This is a genomic window from Streptomyces sp. NPDC127068 (assembly GCF_042724695.1).
Taxonomy (GTDB): domain Bacteria; phylum Actinomycetota; class Actinomycetes; order Streptomycetales; family Streptomycetaceae; genus Streptomyces.
In genome coordinates, this window is the sequence record NZ_JBHXEN010000073.1 from 15,104 (window position 1) to 33,657 (window position 18,554).

19 protein-coding genes, 1 tRNA gene and 2 pseudogenes are annotated in these 18,554 nt (G+C 71.1%); 6 read left to right on the forward strand and 16 right to left on the reverse strand.

Annotated elements, in window-relative coordinates; translation table 11 throughout:
- The first annotated feature begins 112 nt into the window (after window positions 1–112).
- A complete protein-coding gene (locus tag ACFWIA_RS31950) occupies window positions 113–1,603 on the forward strand; it encodes a S41 family peptidase (RefSeq protein ID WP_387010749.1) in 1,491 nt (496 codons plus the stop codon).
- 69 nt (window positions 1,604–1,672) lie between these two features.
- Here ACFWIA_RS31950 and ACFWIA_RS31955 read toward each other — a convergent pair whose 3' ends face one another.
- From ACFWIA_RS31955 to ACFWIA_RS31985, 7 genes are all read right to left on the reverse strand, one after another.
- On the reverse strand, window positions 1,673–2,392 hold the full coding sequence (locus ACFWIA_RS31955; protein WP_387010750.1) for a 3-keto-5-aminohexanoate cleavage protein: 720 nt from the start codon (window positions 2,390–2,392) through the stop codon (window positions 1,673–1,675).
- A 59-nt stretch (window positions 2,393–2,451) separates the two neighbouring features.
- Window positions 2,452–3,117 (reverse strand): RraA family protein, encoded by a 666-nt coding sequence (locus tag ACFWIA_RS31960; RefSeq protein WP_387010751.1) that lies wholly within the window; start codon window positions 3,115–3,117, stop codon window positions 2,452–2,454.
- Between the two features lie 8 nt (window positions 3,118–3,125).
- Window positions 3,126–3,926: a carbon-nitrogen hydrolase family protein gene (locus ACFWIA_RS31965; protein ID WP_387010752.1), complete on the reverse strand. Its 801-nt coding sequence runs from the start codon at window positions 3,924–3,926 to the stop codon at window positions 3,126–3,128.
- Window positions 3,927–3,981: 55 nt separating this feature from the next.
- Entirely contained in the window at window positions 3,982–5,094 is a 1,113-nt protein-coding gene (locus ACFWIA_RS31970; RefSeq protein WP_387010753.1) for an ABC transporter ATP-binding protein, read from the reverse strand.
- 1 nt (window position 5,095) lies between these two features.
- On the reverse strand, window positions 5,096–6,172 hold the full coding sequence (locus tag ACFWIA_RS31975; protein ID WP_387010754.1) for a PotD/PotF family extracellular solute-binding protein: 1,077 nt from the start codon (window positions 6,170–6,172) through the stop codon (window positions 5,096–5,098).
- Between the two features lie 90 nt (window positions 6,173–6,262).
- Window positions 6,263–7,060, reverse strand: coding sequence for an ABC transporter permease (locus tag ACFWIA_RS31980; RefSeq protein WP_387010755.1), 798 nt, complete (start codon window positions 7,058–7,060; stop codon window positions 6,263–6,265).
- Window positions 7,057–7,929, reverse strand: coding sequence for an ABC transporter permease (locus ACFWIA_RS31985; RefSeq protein WP_387010756.1), 873 nt, complete (start codon window positions 7,927–7,929; stop codon window positions 7,057–7,059). Before ACFWIA_RS31985 ends, ACFWIA_RS31980 begins: the two co-directional genes overlap by 4 nt.
- 254 nt (window positions 7,930–8,183) lie before the next feature.
- Here ACFWIA_RS31985 and ACFWIA_RS31990 point away from each other — a divergent pair, with 254 nt between their 5' ends.
- A complete protein-coding gene (locus tag ACFWIA_RS31990) occupies window positions 8,184–8,669 on the forward strand; it encodes an Lrp/AsnC family transcriptional regulator (protein WP_385490402.1) in 486 nt (161 codons plus the stop codon).
- A gap of 37 nt (window positions 8,670–8,706) precedes the next feature.
- Here the strand turns inward: ACFWIA_RS31990 and ACFWIA_RS31995 are convergent, their stop codons facing one another.
- The 5 genes from ACFWIA_RS31995 to ACFWIA_RS32015 form a co-directional block, all read right to left on the reverse strand.
- Window positions 8,707–9,183, reverse strand: a complete 477-nt coding sequence (locus ACFWIA_RS31995; protein ID WP_385490405.1) for an Lrp/AsnC family transcriptional regulator — start codon at window positions 9,181–9,183, stop codon at window positions 8,707–8,709.
- A 139-nt stretch (window positions 9,184–9,322) separates the two neighbouring features.
- Window positions 9,323–9,604 carry a heavy-metal-associated domain-containing protein gene (locus ACFWIA_RS32000; protein WP_387010757.1) on the reverse strand — a complete coding sequence of 94 codons (282 nt, stop codon included), beginning with the start codon at window positions 9,602–9,604 and terminating at the stop codon, window positions 9,323–9,325.
- Between the two features lie 173 nt (window positions 9,605–9,777).
- On the reverse strand, window positions 9,778–11,847 hold the full coding sequence (locus ACFWIA_RS32005; RefSeq protein ID WP_387010758.1) for an MDR family MFS transporter: 2,070 nt from the start codon (window positions 11,845–11,847) through the stop codon (window positions 9,778–9,780).
- 97 nt (window positions 11,848–11,944) lie between these two features.
- Window positions 11,945–12,739: a precorrin-6A synthase (deacetylating) gene (cobF, locus tag ACFWIA_RS32010; protein ID WP_387010759.1), complete on the reverse strand. Its 795-nt coding sequence runs from the start codon at window positions 12,737–12,739 to the stop codon at window positions 11,945–11,947.
- A gap of 54 nt (window positions 12,740–12,793) precedes the next feature.
- Complete coding sequence (locus ACFWIA_RS32015) at window positions 12,794–13,312, reverse strand: DUF309 domain-containing protein (RefSeq protein ID WP_387010760.1); 519 nt, start codon at window positions 13,310–13,312, stop codon at window positions 12,794–12,796.
- Between the two features lie 127 nt (window positions 13,313–13,439).
- Here ACFWIA_RS32015 and ACFWIA_RS32020 point away from each other — a divergent pair.
- Window positions 13,440–13,513, forward strand: a tRNA-Pro gene (locus tag ACFWIA_RS32020).
- Window positions 13,514–13,762: 249 nt separating this feature from the next.
- Here the strand turns inward: ACFWIA_RS32020 and ACFWIA_RS32025 are convergent.
- Window positions 13,763–13,921 (reverse strand): annotated as a pseudogene (locus ACFWIA_RS32025) (IS5/IS1182 family transposase); the annotation flags it as partial.
- A gap of 80 nt (window positions 13,922–14,001) precedes the next feature.
- Between ACFWIA_RS32025 and ACFWIA_RS32030 the strand changes: the two are divergent.
- Window positions 14,002–14,702: pseudogene (locus ACFWIA_RS32030) on the forward strand (DUF6461 domain-containing protein).
- Between the two features lie 309 nt (window positions 14,703–15,011).
- Here the strand turns inward: ACFWIA_RS32030 and ACFWIA_RS32035 are convergent.
- The 3 genes from ACFWIA_RS32035 to ACFWIA_RS32045 form a co-directional block, all read right to left on the reverse strand.
- Window positions 15,012–15,230: a hypothetical protein gene (locus ACFWIA_RS32035; protein ID WP_387010761.1), complete on the reverse strand. Its 219-nt coding sequence runs from the start codon at window positions 15,228–15,230 to the stop codon at window positions 15,012–15,014.
- A 61-nt stretch (window positions 15,231–15,291) separates the two neighbouring features.
- Window positions 15,292–15,534, reverse strand: a complete 243-nt coding sequence (locus tag ACFWIA_RS32040) for a DUF6411 family protein (RefSeq protein WP_387010762.1) — start codon at window positions 15,532–15,534, stop codon at window positions 15,292–15,294.
- Window positions 15,535–15,980: 446 nt separating this feature from the next.
- Complete coding sequence (locus ACFWIA_RS32045) at window positions 15,981–16,601, reverse strand: TetR/AcrR family transcriptional regulator (protein ID WP_387010763.1); 621 nt, start codon at window positions 16,599–16,601, stop codon at window positions 15,981–15,983.
- 161 nt (window positions 16,602–16,762) lie between these two features.
- On the opposite strand from ACFWIA_RS32045, the gene ACFWIA_RS32050 reads away from it, so the two are divergent.
- Together ACFWIA_RS32050 and ACFWIA_RS32055 are read left to right on the forward strand one after the other, a co-directional pair.
- On the forward strand, window positions 16,763–17,905 hold the full coding sequence (locus ACFWIA_RS32050) for an FAD-dependent monooxygenase (RefSeq protein ID WP_387010764.1): 1,143 nt from the start codon (window positions 16,763–16,765) through the stop codon (window positions 17,903–17,905).
- Window positions 17,902–18,554 (forward strand): MFS transporter (locus ACFWIA_RS32055; protein WP_387010765.1); only part of this gene is annotated, 653 nt, incomplete at its 3' end. The genes ACFWIA_RS32050 and ACFWIA_RS32055, both read left to right, overlap by 4 nt.

The following is an 18,554-nucleotide window of genomic DNA, read 5'->3' on the forward strand; positions in this document are numbered from 1 at the left end:
CGTCACCCTGCCGGTTGACCCCGCAGCCGTCCGGGGGATGACGCGCACGCCCTGCTCAGAGCGCCATGATGACGACGCGTTGACGACGAATTGGGGAAACATCGTGCACCAAGTGACACCAGTGACGACGCCGGCCGACGGCGGCCAGGACGACGGACGCCGGGCCACGCGGCCCGGCCGGCGGTCCGTGCTCATGGCGGCGGGGGCCGCCCTCGCCCTGTCCGGGACGTTCGGCGCCACCGCGGTGGCGGCACCCCGACCGCGGGGCGCGGGCGGCGGCCACTCGGCGGACGGCCTGTGGCGGATGGACGGCTACGGCATGGTCGCCCGTGTCCAGGACGGAGTGCTGCGGACCTGGGACACCACGGCCATCAGCTGCCGACCGGCCCTGAACGCGCCCCGGCAGGGTGCCGTCGGCCCCGACGGAGCCGTCCGCTTCGAGGCCGACGACATGGCGTTCACCGTCCGCCCGCAGTCGAGGAACCGGGCGACCCTCCTGGCCCACGGCACCGCGGCCGACCGCGATCTGCGCCGCGTCTCCGCGCTGCCCCCGAACTGCGGACGCCCCGGGGCCACCGGGCCGTTGGCCGACTTCGACGTGTTCTGGCAGACCTTCGCGGAGCAGTACGCCTTCTTCGGGAGCCGCGGCGTCGACTGGAACCGGGCACGCGCCACCTACCGCCCCCGGGTCACCGCGCGCACCGGCCCCGCGGAACTCTTCGACACCCTGGCGGAGATGATCGCACCGCTCCACGACGCGCACGTCGCACTGGTAGCGAACTCCCCGGACTTCCAGCGCGGCGTCGACCTCATCCGGCCGGGCACCGTCGGACCGGACGAAGCGTACGAGACGAAGACCAGACAGTTCATCGAGCGCCGCGACCTCGGGGGGCGGCCCCTGGAGTCCCATGCGCAAGGCGCGATCGGGTACGCCGACCTGCCCGGCGACCTCGGCTACCTGCGCATCAACCGGTTCGCCGGCTACGTCGACAACCGCGGGCGGTACGACGACGACGCCGCCGAGCTGGAGCGGGTGCTCGACCGGATCGTCACCCGGGCGCGCACCGCCGGACCCGGGAGGTGGCGCGGCTTGATCGTCGACGTCCGGGTCAACGCCGGCGGGTACGACCCCCTCGGCCTGGCCATCGCCTCCCGCCTCACCAACCACTCCTACACCGCGTTCACCAAGCAGGCCCGCAACGACCCCCGGGACGAGACCCGCTTCACCCGTCGACGGACCGCGTCCGTACAGCCGGCCGCCCCGGGAACGCCCCGCTACGACGGACCGGTGGCGCTGCTCATCAGCGGAGCGACGGTCAGCGCGGGGGAGACCTTCACCCACGCCCTCCAGGAGCGCCCCACGCCCACCACCCTCATCGGCGAGAACACCCAGGGAGTCTTCTCGGACACGTTGGGGCGGGAGTTGCCGAACGGCTGGCGGTTCACGCTCTCCAACGAGCGGTACACCGATCCGCGCGGCCGGTCCTTCGAGGGCCCCGGCATCCCCGCCGACATCGCGACGCCGGTCTTCACCGACGAGGAGTTCGCCGCCGACCGCGACACGGCCTTCGACCGGGCCAGGCAGATCCTCGGCCGACCCTGAGACGGCACCCGGCCCGGTCCCGTTCCCGTGGGGGGAACGCGACCGGGCCGGGCCCCGGGACCGTGGAACTCAGGAAGCGGCCAGGGCACGGGCCGCGCGCACCAGGGCCGCGTTGTCGGGGGCGGGCGAACCGTCCGGCAGGTCGGTGCCGTCCTCGAAGCCCACCCGGGTCTCGTGGCCGTCCTCGATCGCCGCCCGCACCAGGGGCCAGACCGTGGGGCCGTCACCGTGGTAGAGGATCGGGCAGCGCACCCCGGCCGCCCGCACCTGCGCGGCCATCGCCCGGGCCTCGGCGACCGCCCGTACGGGGTCCTCCTCGACGGGCTCGATCAGGATGCGCACGTTGTCGTGCAGGGTCGGCGAGTCGAGCAGCCGCGGCACGTCGTCCCTCGTCCACACGGCGCTCTCCAGCACCATGCCCCGGTCCAGGACCAGTCGGGCCGTCTCGGCCGCACCCTCCTCGCTGAACGCGACGGAAGCGAAGTCCGGCAGCACCTCCCACGCCTTGACCAGGTCGTAGCGCTCCACGGGGCCCGAGCAGGTCCACAGACCGGTCGTCGTGCCGACCACCGCGTCCGGCGCGGCGCCACGGATCGCGGACAGGACCTCGGCCAGGGCGTCGGGGCGGATGGTCTGTCCCCCGTCCGGGGTGCGGACGTGGAAGTGGACGACGTCCGCTCCGGCCGCGAGCACCGCGACGGTGTCGGCGGCGATCTCCGCGGCGGTGACGGGGACGGTGGGCTGCTCGGCCTGGGAGCGCCCGCCGTTGACGGCGGCTTTCAGCAACACGATGGTCCTTTCGGGGGTATGGGGGTGGGGTGCGGTGCGGGGCCCGCGAACGCGGTGGTTCAGCCCAGCCGTCGGAGGGTGTCGGTGGCTCCGGTGAGCGAACCCAGGGGTTCGCCCGCCCACAGCTGCGCCACCAGCTCGGGTTCCTCGGCGTCATCGGCCAAGGCCTCGTCGATCACGGCGGCGAGCCGTTCCGCGGGGGCGATGATCACCCCGTTGGCATCACCGAGGACGAGGTCACCCGCGTGCACGGGGACGCCGCCGCAGGTGACGGGGGCGCACAGGGAGCCGTCGGCGATGCCGTGCAGCTTGGTGGTCAGCGCAGTGCGGCCGTACGCGTACACGGGGAGTCCGAGCGCACGCAGGGCGTCGATGTCGGTGCAGAGCCCGTCCACCACGGCGCCGGCCGCGCGCCGGGAGGCGAGCGCGTTGACGACCACCTCACCGAGCGGGGCGTGCCGACGGTCACCGCCGCAGTCGACGACGACCACGTCACCGGGTTCCACCAGTCCGGCAGCGTGGTGCAGCATCGTCGAGTCGGTCGCGGTGATCCGTACGGTCACGGCCCGGCCGACGATCCGTTCCGTACCGGCCATGCGCTGGAGTTCCGGGGCGCAGAAGCCTTCCTCCAGGTAGTGGCCGAGGGTCGGGAAGTCGACCCGACGCAGCTTGGCGAGCAGGTCCGCGTCGGGGGCGGCGGGCAGGTCACGAAGGTCGAGCGGCATGGGACGGGTCACCTCGGTCCGATGATGATGCGGCGGTTGCGGAGCACGGGGAGGATCGTGCGCGCCCGGTCGATGCGGTCCTTGTCGGCGTCGACGACCAGCATCGACCGTTCCTCCTCGCCGAGGGCCGCGCGGACCACTCCGAGCGGGTCGACGGCCATGCTCATGCCGATGCAGTCGGGCGTGGTGAGCGAGGACGCGATCACCCAGCAGGTGTTCTCGATCGCCCGGGTGCGCAGCAGCGTCGTCCAGTGGTCCTCCTTGAGCGGGCCCTTGACCCAGGCGGCCGACACCGACAACAGGTCGGCGCCCATCTCCACCAGCGACCGGGTGAACTCCGGGAAGCGGACGTCGTAGCAGTTCACCAGGCCCACGTTGAAGTCGCCGATGCGGACGACGACCGGCCCGGTGTCACCGCGCTGGACCTTCTGCGACTCCCGGTAGTTGAAGGCGTCGTACAGGTGCATCTTGCGGTAGAGACCGAGGACTTCGCCGCTCGCGTCCACGGCGGCGATGGTGTTGTAGGGGAGGGCTTCGCCGCTGTCCTCGTAGCCGGCGGCGATCACCGCGGTGCCGTACGTCGCGGCGATGCGGGTGATCCCTTCGAGGAAGGCGGGCCAGTGCTTCTCGGCGAGCTCCCGCAACGGGACGTCACCGTGCTCGTCGGCGTCCGAGGGGACCATCGACTCCTCGGGGAAGACGACGAGTTGGGCACCGGCCGCGGCGGCCTCCCGGGTCATCTCCTCGATGACCGCGAGGTTGGCCGCCGCGTCGGCGGTCGGGGCGAACTGGGCTGCTGCGACCTTCACGGCCGTATCTCCTTGGTGCGCGGGGACGGTGCGGTTGCGGGGCGCGGTCGGCGGGTCACTCGGCCAGCACCCGGGAGTGCCGGACCGCCCAACCGGCGGTCACCGGATCACCGAGGGCGAGCCCGCTGGCGTCCGCCCCCCGCGCCTCGGCGACGAAGTCGGAGCCGTCGGCCAGGGTGAGGTGGTAGCGGGTGGCGTTGCCGAGGTACACCACCTGCTGGAGGGCGCCGTCCACGGTGACCTCGCCACCGTCCGGTGCGGTGCCCGCCGGGGCGAGCCGCACGTTCTCCGGGCGGACCGCGAGGTGCGCCTCGGTGCCGTCGGCCAGTCCGTGGCCGTCCGGGACGGTGAGGTTGCCGAGCTGCGCCACCCCGAGCCGGTGACCGCCCAGGGTTCCGGTGAGGAGGTTGGAGGTGCCGATGAAGTCGGCGACGAAGCGGGTGGCGGGCCGTTCGTAGATCGCCTCCGGGGTGTCCACCTGGAGGACCCGCCCCCCGTCCATGATCGCGATGCGGTCGGACATGGTGAGCGCCTCCTCCTGGTCGTGGGTGACCGTGACGAAGGTGACGCCGACCTCGCGTTGGATCTTCTTCAGCTCCAACTGCATCTCGGCCCGCAGTTTCTGGTCGAGGGCGCCGAGGGGTTCGTCGAGGAGGAGCAGCGAGGGCCGACCGATCAGGGCCCGCGCGATGGCGACGCGCTGGCGCTGACCGCCGGAGAGCTGCGCGATGGACCGCTCCCCGTACCCCTCCAGGCGCACCAGGGCGAGGGCTTCCCGGACGGCCGCGCCGATCTCCGCCTTGGGGCGCGACTTGCGCACCTTCAGCTCGAAGGCGATGTTGTCGTGGACGCTGAGGTGCGGGAACAGGGCGTAGCTCTGGAAGAGCATGTTGAGGTCCCGTTTGTGCGGCGGGACGCCCGTCGCGGGGACCCCGCCCAGTTCCACGGTGCCTTCGGTCGGCATCTCGAACCCGGTGATCATCCGCATCAGGGTGGTCTTGCCGCAGCCCGACGGCCCGAGGATCGAGAAGAACTCGTTGCTCCGGATGTCGAGGGTGACGTCCTGGACGGCCGGGGTGCCGCCGAAGGACTTGCCGACCCCGGTGAGGCGTACGGCGGGTGCGTCGGTCCCGGTGCGGCCGGTCGGTTCGATGGCGGTCGTTGTCATGTCAGGACGCCTTCACCTTGGTCCAGCCCTGCTGGAAGTGCTTCATCGCGGTCCCCGGGTCGAGCAGGAAGTCCGCGTTCTCGATCGACTCGTCGGATGCATAGATCGCCGGGTTGTCCAGGGCCTTCTTGTCCTTGACCAGGTCCCGTGCCTTGGCGTTGGTGCTGGCGCTGCCGCCGTCGTCGGTGGCCATCGCGGCGATCTCGGGGCGCAGGGTGAAGTTGATGAACTCGTAGGCCGCGTCGGTGTTCTTGGCGCCCTTCGGGATGGACAGGCCGTCCGTCCAGATCGAGCCGCCCTCCTCCGGGATGACGTAGTGCACGTTCTCGTTGGCCGCGACGACCTTCGCCATCGCGGTCCCGCTCCACGCCTGCGCGGCGCACGCCTGGCCGGAGGAGAGCAACTGCGGGTAGTTGGTGGAGTTGTAGCCCGCGAGGATGTCCTTCTGGTCCTCCAGCGCCTTCGTCGCGGCGGCGATCTCGCCCTCGTCGGTGCTGGTGGCGCGCGAGCCGGTCACCTGGAGGCCGGCGATGTAGGCCGCCAGCATGTTGTCCAGCATGTAGACCTTGCCGCGGTGCTCCTTGTCGAACAGGGTCTTCCAACTGGTCGCCGAGTCGATGCACTTGTCGTTGTAGGCGAAGCCCGTGGTGCCCCAGATCCACGGGATGCTGTACTTGTTGCCCGGGTCGTAGGTCGGGTCCCGGAACTTGTCCGCGAGGTTGTCCAGGCCCTTGATGCGGGAGTGGTCGAGGGGCTGGATCAGCTTCTGGCCGACGAGCTGCTGGACCGTGTACTGGCTGGGCTCGACCAGGTCGTACCCCGCCGAACCGGAGCTCAGCTTGGCGGTCATGGTCTCGTTGCTGTCGAAGGTGTCGAGGGTGACCTCGATGCCGGTCTCCTGCTCGAACTTCTTCACCACCGACTCGGGGATCTCCCCGGCCCAGGCGTAGACGTTGAGCTTCTTGCCGCCGCCCGAACCGGCATCGGAGCCGGAGTCGGAGCAACCGGTGACGACGAGGGCCGTGACGGTGGCGACGGAAGCGGCCAACAGGGTTCTGGAGACGCTCTTCTTGCGCATGAGGGTGCCTTTCGCGAGCCGGTGTGGGAAGGCCGGGGAGGAGGGGAGGGGACGGCGAACGCGCCGGGGGCGGGGGCCGGGAGGGGCGGCCTAGCCGCGCTTGCCGCCGAGCAGCACCTGACGCATCTGGCGCAGGCCCACGCCCAGGATGATCAGGAGGGTGAAGAGCACGAGCAGGGTGCCGAGCGCGTTGATCTCGGGGGTGAGCCCGCCCTTGAGCATCGAGTACACCCGCAGCGGGAGGGTGGTGGAGCCGATGCCGTTGGTGAACGTCGACATGACGATGTTGCCGAAGGAGATGGTGAAGCAGAGCAGCCAGGCGGCGAGCAGCGGTTGCCGCAGCAGCGGCAGGGTCACCCGCCGGAACGCCTGCCAGGGCCCGCAGCCCAGATCGGTCGCCGCCTCCTTCAGGGAGGGGTCGAGTGCGTTGTACGCGCCGAGGACGATCAGGGCGGCGTAGGGCAGGGTCACCACCAGGTGGCCGAGGACGAGGGTCGTCATCCCGAGGGTCGCGCTCATCGCGCCGAAGACCGACAGCAGGGCCACGCCGAGCACGATCTCCGGAATGATCAGCGGGAGGAACAGCCCGCCCGAGAACACGGCCTTCCACCGGGTCGCGAGCCGGGCCATGCCCATGGCGGAGAGCAGCCCGCACAGCGTGGCCAGGGTCGCGGAGATCAGGGCGACCTCCGCGCTGACCCGCAGGGCGGCCAGCAGTTCGGTGTTGTCGGCGAGCGTTCCGTACCAGCGGGTGGAGAACCCGGCCCACTTGTAGGTGACCTCGGAGTCGTTGAACGACAGCACGACCACGACGACGATGGGGATGTAGAGGAAGGCGATGACGCTCCGGGCGAGCCAGGCGGTCACGGTGTCGAGGGCGTGTTTCATGCGGTCTTCCTCCTCAGCCGCCGGGCGGCGAGTCCGAAGACCGCCATCGAGGCCACCATCAGCACCAGCAGGACCACGGAGGCCGCGGCGCCCATCGGCTGATTGCGGAACTCGGTGTACAGGGTCACGATCAGGTTGCCGACGAGCTGGTCGCGTCCGCCGCCGAGCAGGACGGGGATGACGAACACGCCCAGGGTCGGGATGAAGGTGAGCAGCGCCGCCGCGAGCATGCCCGGACGGGCGATCGGGAGCAGGACCCGGGTGTGCACCCGCCACCACCCGCAGCCGAGGTCCCGCGCGGCCTCGCCCAGGGAGTTGTCGACCCCGCGCAACGAGGCGTAGATCGGGAAGATCGCGGTGGGCAGGAACGCGTACACCAGCCCGATGAAGGACGCCCCCTGGCTGGGTATCCACTGAGTGGGCCCGTCGGTGAAGCCGAGGGCGTCGGTGAGGCTGTTGACCGGCCCGCCGGGGCTCAGGAGGTTGATCCAGGCGAACGTCCGGACCAGGAAGTCGGTCCAGAACGGCACGATGATCAGCAGCAGGAGGAGCATCTGGCGCTGCGGGGGCCGGCTGGCCAGGTAGTACGAGACCACGTAGCCGAGGACCAGACAGACGGCCGTGTTGAGGGCCGCCATGCCGAGGCTGTAGCCGAAGACCTTGAGGTAGATCGGCTCCATCAGGTCCTGGTAGTTGGTGAGGGTGAATCCGCCCGTCACCCCGCCGTACGCGTCGGCCGAGGCGAAGCTGTTGCGCACCACGAGGAACAGCGGCACCAGCACCAGGCCGATCACCGTGATGCCGGCCGGGGCCAGCAGCGCGGTGGTCACGGCGGTCCGGCCCGCGGGCCGGGGGGCGGTCGCCGTCACCGGGACGTCCGACGGCCGGTCCGGTCGGGCGGAGGGGTCGAGTGCATGTCGCGGTTCTCCTAGGTCCGGGGCGGGTTCGTGATGGAGAACAGCGTCGATGATTGGCCACTGGCCGAAAAGATGAAGGAGGAACGAATCCCGTGGAAAGTAGCGGTTATTTCCACGGATCTCGTAGTGGAGGGAAGCGGCGACGGGCGACCCTTGACGTCCGGGGGATAATTGATGCGTGAACCACCTATGACTGGAGGCACCCCGTGATCGATGACTTGGACCGGCAGATCATCGATCAGCTGAGGGTGGACGGCCGCCGTTCGTTCGCCGAGGTCGGACGGACCATCGGCCTCTCCGAGGCGTCCGTGCGCGCCCGCTACCAGCGGCTCCAGCGCAAGGGCGTGCTCCAGGTGGTCGGCATGGTCGACCCGGTGCGCATGGGGGAGATGGAGGTGCACCTCGCGGTGCGCGTCCACCACATCCCGGTGGCGCTGGTGGCCCGCGAACTCTCACGGATGCCGGAGGTACGGTACGTGGCGTCCTGCGTGGGGCCCTACGACCTGATCGTGGACGTCCGCTGCCGCGATCTGGAGCACCTCGCGGAGCTGCTGACCGAACGGGTGCGCCGGGTGAACGGCGTCGCCCACGCGGAGGCGCTGACCGTGCTGGAGGTCATCAAGGACTCGTACCTGTGGGCCGGCTTCCGGGAGGTGCCGGTGCAGCCCGGGGAGCGCATCATCCCCGGCTGACCCGGGGGCGCAGCCGTCCCGCGCGGACGGGATCGCTTCAGTCCTGGTCCGCGGTGACTCCCTGGCCCACGGCGCTGGCCAGCCCGCTCCACGAGTAGTCCTTGAACAGTTCCAGCAGCAGCAACACCTGCACCCGGGACACGCCGGGCAGCATGCGGATGTCGTCCAGCAGTTGGACGAGCTGGGCCTGGTCGCGACAGGTGCCGTCCAGGAAGATGTCCTGGCTGCCCGCACACAGCGCCACCCGGTTGATCATCGGCATCCCGGACAGCGTCTTCGCCACCGCGCGCGGGGTGAGGTCCCGGACCCGGATCATCAGGCGCACCGACTGGTGGCCGAGGGTCAGCGGATTACACAGGGCCACGATCCGTAGGACGCCGCTCTCCTGGAGTCGCGCCACCCGCTGGCGGATCGTCGTCTCGGACACGCCGAGATCCCGTGCGAGACCGGTGTAGGGGGTCCGGCCGTCACGGGTCAGCGTCTGCACGATCCTGCGGTCTATGTCGTCGAGCACGCCTCCACCATGACATACCCGTCACTTGAGGCAGCTCTTGCCATAGGCGGTCATACCGTTCTCCGGCGCCCTCCTCGGGGGCGACGGGGCGATGCGGGTCCGGCCGACCGCCGGCCGGACCCGCGCCCGGGGCGCCGTCTCAGGCGGCCCGACCGGTGACCGCGTAACCGGCCTCCTCGACCGCGCGGGACACCAGGGCGTCGTCCGGCTCGGCGTCGGTGGTCACCGTGACCACGCCGGCCCGGACGTCGACCGCCACGGCCAGGATGCCGTCGAGGGCGCCGACCGCCTTCGAGACCGAGGACTCGCAGCTGCCGCAGGTCATGCCGGACACCTGGTAGGCGGTGGTGCGGCTGTCGGTGGTGATCTCGATGGTCTCGCCGGTCGAGCAGGAGCCGTCGGTGGAGCAGCAGGACGACATGGTGGTTCCTCCGGGAAAGCAGGTGCGAGCGGGTGGGGACGGAAGGAGGTCAACACCCCCCGAGAAACCCCTAGGGGGTATCTCCCGTCCTGATCTTTATACCCCCACCCGGTATCCATCGGCAAGCGGCGCATCGATTCCGCTCCCCACCCGCCCGAGGTGCGCGGGCCCGCCTACCCCGACGCCGCACGCGCCAGCGGCACCCCGGACATGTCCTCCGTCAGCAGCCGCTTCGCAATGCTGTCCACCGCGGCCCGCAGCGCGGCGTCCGGCGGTCGGTCACCGTCCCGCTCCAACCGCTCGTCGAGCCACCGCGCCCACGCCCGAGTGATCGCCGCGGCCTCCCGCTCCCCGGCCGCCGTCTGCGAGAACAACGACCCGGACCGGGTGAGGAACCCCTCGTCGACCATCCGCTCGAAGACCGGCACCAACACCTCGGGCGGCATGTGCCGACGGGCCGCGATCAGCCCGAGGCTGGCGTGCCCGACGAGCCGGTGGAGCATCTCGACCTCCATCACCGCCCACGCGCCCGCCGGATCGAGCCGGGTGTCCGACTCGACGACGATCCGCCGCGCGGTATCGGGCCCCGCCGTCCGCAGCACGTTCGCGACCGCCACCTCCAACAGCCGCTGGGAGTCCCCCGACGACGGCTGCGCGAAGCCCTCGCCCAGGTCCGACGACCCCATCCGGGCGCTGTCCCGCAAGGGCACCTCACGCAGGAACAACGCCACCAGGAAACCGAGCAGCGCCACGGGAACCGTCCACAGGAACACCGTTTGCAGCGACTCCTGGTACGCGTGCACGATGGGGGCCGACGCGTCCGCGGGCAGCCGGTGCAGCCCCTCCGGACTCATCGCGGCCCGCCCCGCCGTCGCCGCGTCCACGGCGCCCGTGCGGGTCGCTTCCGCCACCCCGTCCGCGAGGTTGGGCCGCAGCGCGTTGGTGTAGATCGTGCCGAAGACCGCCGTGCCGAACGCACTGCCCAACGTACGGAAGAACGTCACCCCCGAGGTCGCCGTACCCAGATCCGCGTAGTCCACGGTGTTCTGCACCGCGATCGTCAGCACCTGCATCGACAGGCCGATGCCCGTGCCGAGGACGAACATGTACAGCGACGCCAGCCACGTACTCGTTCCGCTCCCCATCAGCGACAGCAGGTACAGGCCCACCGCCATCACCAACGAACCCACGATCGGGAAGATCCGGTAGCTCCCCGTCCGGCTCACCACGTTGCCGCTGAAGACCGACGCGATGAGCAGCCCGATCACCATGGGCAGCGTCCGCACCCCCGACACCGTCGCGGAGTCCCCGTCCACGTACTGGAGGTACGTCGGCAGGAACGTCATCGCGCCGAGCATCGCGAACCCCACGATGAAACTCAGCACCGAACAGACCGTGAACACCGGATCGCGGAACAGCCGCATCGGCAGCATCGGCTCCGCGGCCCGCGACTCCACCCAGCAGAACCCCCCGAGCGCCACCACCCCGCCCACGAAGAGCCCCACGACCACCCCGGAGCCCCACGCGTACTCGTTGCCGCCCCAACTCGTCGCCAGGATCAACGCGCTGGCTCCCACCGAGACCAGCGCGATCCCCAGGTAGTCGATGACCGGCCGGGACGCCGACCGCACCACCGGGATCGTCCGGGCAGCCGCGATCACCACGACGATCGCGATCGGCACATTGACGTAGAACGCCCACCGCCACGTCAGATGGTCGGTGAACAACCCCCCGATCAACGGCCCGATGACCGTCGCCACCCCGAACACGCCGCCGATCGCACCCTGGTACTTGCCCCGCTCCCGCAACGGGATCACATCCGCGATCAGCGCCATCGACGTGACCATCAGCCCGCCCGCGCCGATGCCCTGCACCCCCCGCCACAGGATCAGCAGCGTCATGTTCGTCGCCAGCCCGCACAGGAACGAACCCGTGATGAAGACGACCGCCGACACCTGGAAGACGACCTTGCGCCCGAACAGGTCACCGAACTTGCCGACGAGCACCGTCGCCACGGTCTCGGCCAACAGGTACGAGGTCACCACCCACGACATGTGGTCGGCGCCCCCGAGCTCCGACACGATCGTCGGCAGCGCCGTCCCCACGATCGTCTGGTCGAGCGCCGCCAGGAGCACCCCCAGCAGGATCGTCACGAAGACGACGTTCCTGCTCCGCCGGTCCAGGACCGGCGCGGACACGGCCCCGGGCCGAACGGACGCGGCCGGGTCGTCGGTGGTGGTCACGCACAGCAGCGTCACACCCCGCGCCCCCCGGCGCACCCGGGGCCATCCGTCCCGGTGACTGGCCGCACCCGGCCGCCCCGGTGCCGCCCCGGACCGGCTACGACCCGGCCGCGCCCGGACGTCGCCGCAACAGGTACGTGTCCATGATCCAGCCCTTGCGCTCCCGGGCCTCGGCCCGCACCCGCTCGATCTCCGGGCCCACCCGGGCGAGCGGCCCGGACACCAGGACCTCGTCCGGCGTCCCGAGGTAGGCACCCCAGTACACGTCCAGGCCCTCCGCCTCCGCCGAGTCGTACAGCTGCCGGAACGCCTGCTGCCCGTCCAACATCACCACCACGTCGTCCACCCCCTGGGGGAACCCCCCGGCCAGCAGCCGCCCCGTGGTGATCTGCACCGGCCGACCCACCCGGGTCAACCCCGTGCGGTGCCGCGCCACCAGCGCCGAGACGCTACTGACACCGGGCACGACGTCGTACGTGAACTCCACCCCACCCCGCGCGAGCACCTCGTCGAGCACCGCGAGCGTGCTGTCGTACAGGGCCGGGTCACCCCACACCAGGAACCCGCCCACCCCGTCCTCGCCCAGCTCCCCGCGGATCAGCTCCGCACAGACCTCCGCCCGGCGCACCCGCCAGTCGTCCACGGCAGCCGGATACGCGGCCCCGTCCGCCCGCCGGTCCCGCTCCGGGTCCCGCACCGACACCACCCGGTGCGCCGAGGGCTCCGGCAGATGGGCGTCGAGGACGTCCCGACGCAAGCGCAACAGGTCGGCCGTGGTCGCGCCCTTGTCCAGCAGGAAGAACACGTCGGTGCCCCGCACCGCCTTGACCGCCTGGAGGGTGAGGTGCTCGGGGTCGCCCGCACCGATGCCGATGACGTGGATGTGTCGCACCCCCCGAGTGTGCCGCACCGGGGCAGCCGCACGGAGGCCGGCCCCGCCGGCCGGTCAGCCGGAACCGGTGAGCCGGGGTGCGTGCGCGGCGGCGTCCACCGGAGCCGGATCCGCCTCCAGCCGGTCCGCCAGCCGGTGCGCCCAGCGGACCAACCCCACCAGGTCGAGCCCGTGCGTGCGGAACCCGTCCGGCCCCGCCGACCACTGCTCGATCACCGACGCCCCGCGCCGCAACAGCAGGGCGCCGCCCTTCGCGTTCCCCCGCGCGCCGTGCGTCAGCCCCACGGCCAGCTGGGCGAGCCCGCGCCACAGTGCGCGCTCCTCCTCGGGGCCGCTCTTCCACGCGTCCTCGAACACCTCGTGCGCATGGAACGGCATCCCCTGCCCGAGCAGCCGCTGCGCCTCGGCCACGGTCTCCCCGGGCGTCCGCACCACCCCCTCCGGCTGTCGGGCGACCCCCGCCGCCCCGTACGGCAGGGGCCGCCCGAGCCCGTCCCGCGGGCGACTGCTGCGCGCCCGGCCCGCCTCGTCCCGGTCCCGTCGATCGTCCTGGCGCCCCGCGTCCTGAGTCATCCGCCGATTGTCCCGCGCGGCCCGGCGAACTGCTCCGCCACCACCGGGCCGCCCTGGCACCGGGCACCCGCTCAGGTGGGGTAAAGTTCCTTCTGCGTGATCACGCGGGACACCGCGCGAAACGCAACGGGACGTGGCGCAGCTTGGTAGCGCACTTGACTGGGGGTCAAGGGGTCGCAGGTTCAAATCCTGTCGTCCCGACTTGTGTTCTCGCAGGTCGTAGGCGGTATCGGAGGAATCCGGTACCGCCTTTCCGTATGTTGTGACCGCGCGCTTCCGCTGTGGGTGGTCCGACCGAGGGCGAGCTCCCGGTCACCGGTGACCCCGGATGCAGCGGCCACCCCTGAGGCGCCGGAGAGGCGTGCACGAGAACAGCCGGGCAGCGCCAGCTGATTTCGCGCGAGCACGCGAGACCCTGGATGGAACAGAAGCTCTGCTGCGCGCATTCAGCCCGGAGACCAGGACGTAGATGATCGCGGCGAACAGCGTCTCATCAGGGGTGTTCTGCGTCCCTCCGCCCTGCGGCCGAACCTGCGAGGGCGGGATCAGCGGCTTGGCGACCTCCCACGACCCGTCCGGAACAATCCGACTCCACGTACCCCGCCCCATGAGCGGTTCGACGACGCCTCACGACATCGACACGGTCTTGGACGGTGCTCTGTCACCGGCGCCTGACAGCATGACCGCTCATGAACCTTGAATCCTCAGATCGCTCCTGGCTCCGAGATTTCCGCGGGGGCTTTCTGCTTGAGGGGTACACCCTGACGCTGGTGCGTGGACTCTCGCCTCAAAGGTTCCTCGACCGCCTTGGCGCGGACCCGCAGGGAGACGTCGTCGGCTTCGACGCGTTCGTTGCCCGGGACCGTGACTTCCAGGACGACCAAGATGCGTGGGGTGACCACATGTTCGTCGGCGCCACCCTCGTAGGGGGCAAAGACGCCGACTGGGTCCTGGCCTTGGAGATCAACGGCGGTATCGAGATCCAGACCGACGCGATGGAGTGCGCCACTGTCGGCACCAGGGGCGTCTCGCACTTCCGCAGCCCCAACGCCATGACCTCTTCTCCTGGTGGGAGGACGGCGAGCTACGTACCCGATTCGAAGGCCCACTCCACCGCGAGGGCAGTACCCCTGACGAGCTCGTTGACCTGATGCGCCAAGTGGGGTTCGGATTCGAGGATGGCAGCTGCAATCTTGAGAACTACATCGCACTTGCCGAAGACCTCACCGGAGTCCAGATGGCCTCGGACATACTGGAAAACAGCACCTACTCCACCGGCATCGTCGAGATTCCCACGCACGACTGGACAAGCATCGTCATCGACGTCACCGATGCCCACGGCACGCGCACCTACGTCGAACTCCCCAATCCCACCCACGAACAGCGCTAGCGAGCGCAGGGCTCTGTAGCTGTTCAGAGAAGGCCTGTTGCGCCGGGTGTGCAACCGGGCCGAAGGGCTCGCACCGCCCCCGGCACCCGGCACCCCTGCTGGCTCCGCTACCGGACCCTGCCGCCCTCCCTGATCATCGGCATCAAGCACAAGAACGCGCCCTGGCCACGCCCCCGACGCGTGGCGGGCACCAGGAGACCGGGCTACCGCGCCCGGTTCGAGTTGCCTCACTCGGCTGCGGGGCTGCACCGGCCACTGTGCGGGCCGGGCCCGGCGGCCCTGTGCTTCCGGCCGCTGTGTGCCGGGCGGTCAGCGCTGGGGAGGGAGTCCTCGTGTCCCCACACCGGTGAAGCGCCACAGGGCGAGCAGCCACAGGGCCGCGAGGATCGCCAGCCCGACCCATGCCCCGGTGAGCTTCTGGACGAAGACGAGGAAGAGCAGGAGGAACACTGTCGGCACCGAGGCGATGGCTGCCCAGGTGGAGTTCCTACGGACCTTGTCGGCACCGGTGAAGCGGTCGTGCTGCACGGTTGTCTCCTGGGTGGTCGCGGGGGAGGGCCCTGGAGCCGCTGTGGCGGGCGGGGGCGGCTCAGAAGGGGAGCCGGTTGCGGGCCCGGCGGCCGGCCGAGCCGCTGCGGCTCACCGCGCGGGCGCTGGTGCTGAAGGGCTTGCTGATGATCCTGCCGAGGATTCCGGGTGCCTTGCCGCCGGCGCGCGCCCCGAGGCCCAGGGAGCGCTGGGCGCCGCGCTCGGGGTGCCGTGACAGACGCGGTAGGAGGAAGGCGAGGATGGCCAGGACCAGGCACAGGACGATGACGACGGCGATGATCACGGTTCGGCTCCTTCGGTTCGGTCGTGATGGACCGGCTTCCCCGTCGGGCTGGCGGTACGCCCCCGCCGGGCTGTCGACCTCCCCGACGCACCGCAGCCGATCGCCGTCGCCGCCGGAGGCCCCGCGCCGCCCGAACCGCTGCCGAACTCGGTGACGCCCTCTTCGCCACGGACGACGCCTCCGCTCTCGTCCGCGCCTACCGGGCCGCGGACGGTACGGGAGCGTGCTGGGCGGAGGAGTCCGTACGCACCGGATCTCCAGCGGATCGCACACGCGACCGGGCCCGCATCTGACGGACAAGCATCCGCAACCGGGCCGACATCTGCCGCGCCTGGGCCGATCGGCTGGCTGGCACCGGACTTGAGCCGCCCGGACAGGCGACCCTGCGGGAGGGGGCGGCCGGTCTCGCGGCGACCACTGCCGGGGGCGGGCCGGCCCGCCGGTGCTCAGGCGGGCGGTGTCGGCGCCGGTGGCGCGGCCCGGACACCCGCGAGGATGACGTCGACGATGCGTTCCGCGTCAGCGCGCGTGAACGGGCGCAGGCCGCGGTTCACCACGAGGTGGACCGGTCCGGAGAGCAGCTCGCCGAGGAAGACGCTGTCGACCGGAGGCAGTTCGCCCCGGCGGGTGGCCAGGTCCAGACGCGTGCGGGTCGCGGCTCCGCGCTGTTCGAGGATCTTCGCCACCGTTTCGCGGACCGCGGGGTTCTCGTGGGTGGGCTGGAGGGCCAGTTCGAGCGCCCGGCCGAAGGGTGTGGCCAGTCCGCCCGCGATGGCCACAAGATAGTCCACCAGGTCATGGCGGAGGTCGCCGGTGTCGGCGATGGTCGCGAGGCCCTCGGCGTACTGGATCAGGGCCTCGGCGACCAGTTCCTCGCGGTCGGGCCAGTTGCGGTAGACGCTGGTCCGGTGGACGCCGGCCAGTTCGGCGACCTCGTCGTAGCGGAAGCCCGCGACGCCGTCGCGCGCGACCAGTTCGGCCGTCGCACCGAGGATCCGCTCCCGCACCCGCGCGTTGCGGCCACCGGGGCGACGTGCCTGCGGGCCGTTCGTGATGCCGTCGGCCATTCCCGCGCCCACCTCCTGTTCCTCCGCTCGGACGCCGATTGTCGTCAGGCCGGCCGTTGCGGTGCAAGCCGATCACGATTAGGGTCCCATTAAAGCGACAACATGTCGCTTTAAGAGTGGTCGCGATGCTCGGCGACCCCGAAACCTGGAGCGCGCACCCCATGCACATCCTCATTTCCGGAGCCGGCATCGCCGGGCTCGCCGCCGCCTGCGGACTCGGCGCCTGCGGCCACGACGTCACGGTCGTCGAACACGCCCACCGCTTACGGCTCGAAGGGACACCCATCGACATCCGCGGCGACGCGATCGGGGCCGTGGACCGGATGGGGCTGCTGGCGAGGCTCCAGGAGCAGCGGCTCCGGATGTCCGAGTCCAGCCACTTCGTCGACCGGGACGGCACACCGGTGGGCCGAGTCCCAGTGGCCCACACGGGCGAGTCCGACGAGGACGCCCATGTCGAGATCCTGCGCGAGGACCTCGTCCTCACCCTCGCCGACGCGCTCCCGGACACCGTGACGCTCCGCTTCGGCGACGCGATCCGGTCACTCGCCGACGGCAGCGACGGTGTCCGCGCCCGGTTCGACTCCGGCCGCGCCGGACGGTACGACCTCGTGGTCGGCGCCGACGGCCAGCACTCCGGCGTACGGGAGCTGGTGTTCGGGCCGGAACAGGAGTATCTCCGGCACCTCGGCGTCTACTTCGCCCTCGTCGACCTCCCAGGCGACACCTGGTCCGACGGCGTCAACACGATCCACAACGTTCCCGGCCGGCTCGCGGGCGTCTTCCGGTACAAGGACAGGACCGTCGCGGTCCTCCAGTTCCGTTCCGAACCCCTCGACTACGACCACCGCGACCCGGACGCCCAGAAACGGATCGTCCTCGACGCCTTCGCGGGCCTCACGTCGTGGCGGATCCCCCTGCTGCTCGACGCGGTCCGGGCCGCCCCCACCCTCTACCTCGACGCCGCGAGCCAGATCCGGCTGCCGTCCTGGCACCGCGGCCGTGTCGTCCTCGTCGGGGACGCGGGATACTGCCCGGCCTTCCTCTCCGGCCGGGGCACGTCACTCGCGCTCACCGGCGCCCGCTTCCTCGCGGAGGAACTCGAACGGTACGGCGACGACTACACCACCGCGTTCGAACGGTACGAGGCGAGACAGCGCCCCCACGTCACCTTCGCCCAGGCGAGCGCCGAAGCCGGCCGCGACCGTCTACTGCCGGCCACCCGGGCCGATCTCGCCGCCCGTGACGCGGGGCTGCGCGCCGCGGCGGGCAGCCGGCCGCCGGTCAGGAGGAGTTCGCCGTGACCGACCTGGAGCACCGGTGGAGCGGGCGGCTCGCCCTCCGGGTCGCCGTTCTGATCCTCGCCACCGTCCTGGCCGACCTGGCCATCACCTCTCCCCTCATGGTCCTGCCCCAGATGCTCGACCACTTCGACACCGACCAGGCAGCGTGGCTGAACGCGAGCGCGATGCTGGCGGGGGCCATCTGGTCGCCGTTGCTCGCGAAGAGCTGCGACGTCTTCGGCGAGCGCCGGATACTCGTCGGCACGCTCCTGATGACCTGCGTGGGCGCCTTGGTCTGCCTCACCGCGCCCAACATCGGGGTCTTCCTGGCGGGGCGGTTCCTCCAGGGCGCCGCTCTGGCCACGGTCTTCATCGCGGTGGCCCTCACGCTCCGGCTCTGCGCTCCGCGCGCGGCGATGGCCGCGGTCGGACTGGTGACCTCCGGCTCGGCGCTCGTCGGAGTGCTGGAGCCGTTCCTGATGCAGCCGGTCATCGATCTGCTCGGATACCGGAGCGTGTTCGTCGTGGGGGCCCTGCTCGCCGCGGTGGCCGCGCTCTGCGTCCACGCCTTCATTCCGAGGACGCCGGTCCGGGGCGGCGGGCGGATCGACGTACGCGGGGCGCTCCTGCTCGGCGGCGGCCTCGGCGCGGTCCTCGCGTACGCCACCCT

What these genes read in the sequence shown, in the direction of transcription:
- ACFWIA_RS31960 (WP_387010751.1), bottom strand. Translation starts at nt 3,117, where the DNA reads ATGCCGCTCGACCTTCGTGACCTGCCCGCCGCCCCCGACGCGGACCTG.
- ACFWIA_RS31970 (WP_387010753.1), bottom strand. Translation starts at nt 5,094, where the DNA reads ATGACAACGACCGCCATCGAACCGACCGGCCGCACCGGGACCGACGCA.
- ACFWIA_RS31975 (WP_387010754.1), bottom strand. Translation starts at nt 6,172, where the DNA reads ATGCGCAAGAAGAGCGTCTCCAGAACCCTGTTGGCCGCTTCCGTCGCC.
- ACFWIA_RS31980 (WP_387010755.1), bottom strand. Translation starts at nt 7,060, where the DNA reads ATGAAACACGCCCTCGACACCGTGACCGCCTGGCTCGCCCGGAGCGTC.
- ACFWIA_RS32000 (WP_387010757.1), bottom strand. Translation starts at nt 9,604, where the DNA reads ATGTCGTCCTGCTGCTCCACCGACGGCTCCTGCTCGACCGGCGAGACC.
- ACFWIA_RS32015 (WP_387010760.1), bottom strand. Translation starts at nt 13,312, where the DNA reads ATGACTCAGGACGCGGGGCGCCAGGACGATCGACGGGACCGGGACGAG.
- ACFWIA_RS32045 (WP_387010763.1), bottom strand. Translation starts at nt 16,601, where the DNA reads ATGGCCGACGGCATCACGAACGGCCCGCAGGCACGTCGCCCCGGTGGC.
- ACFWIA_RS32050 (WP_387010764.1), top strand. Translation starts at nt 16,763, where the DNA reads ATGCACATCCTCATTTCCGGAGCCGGCATCGCCGGGCTCGCCGCCGCC.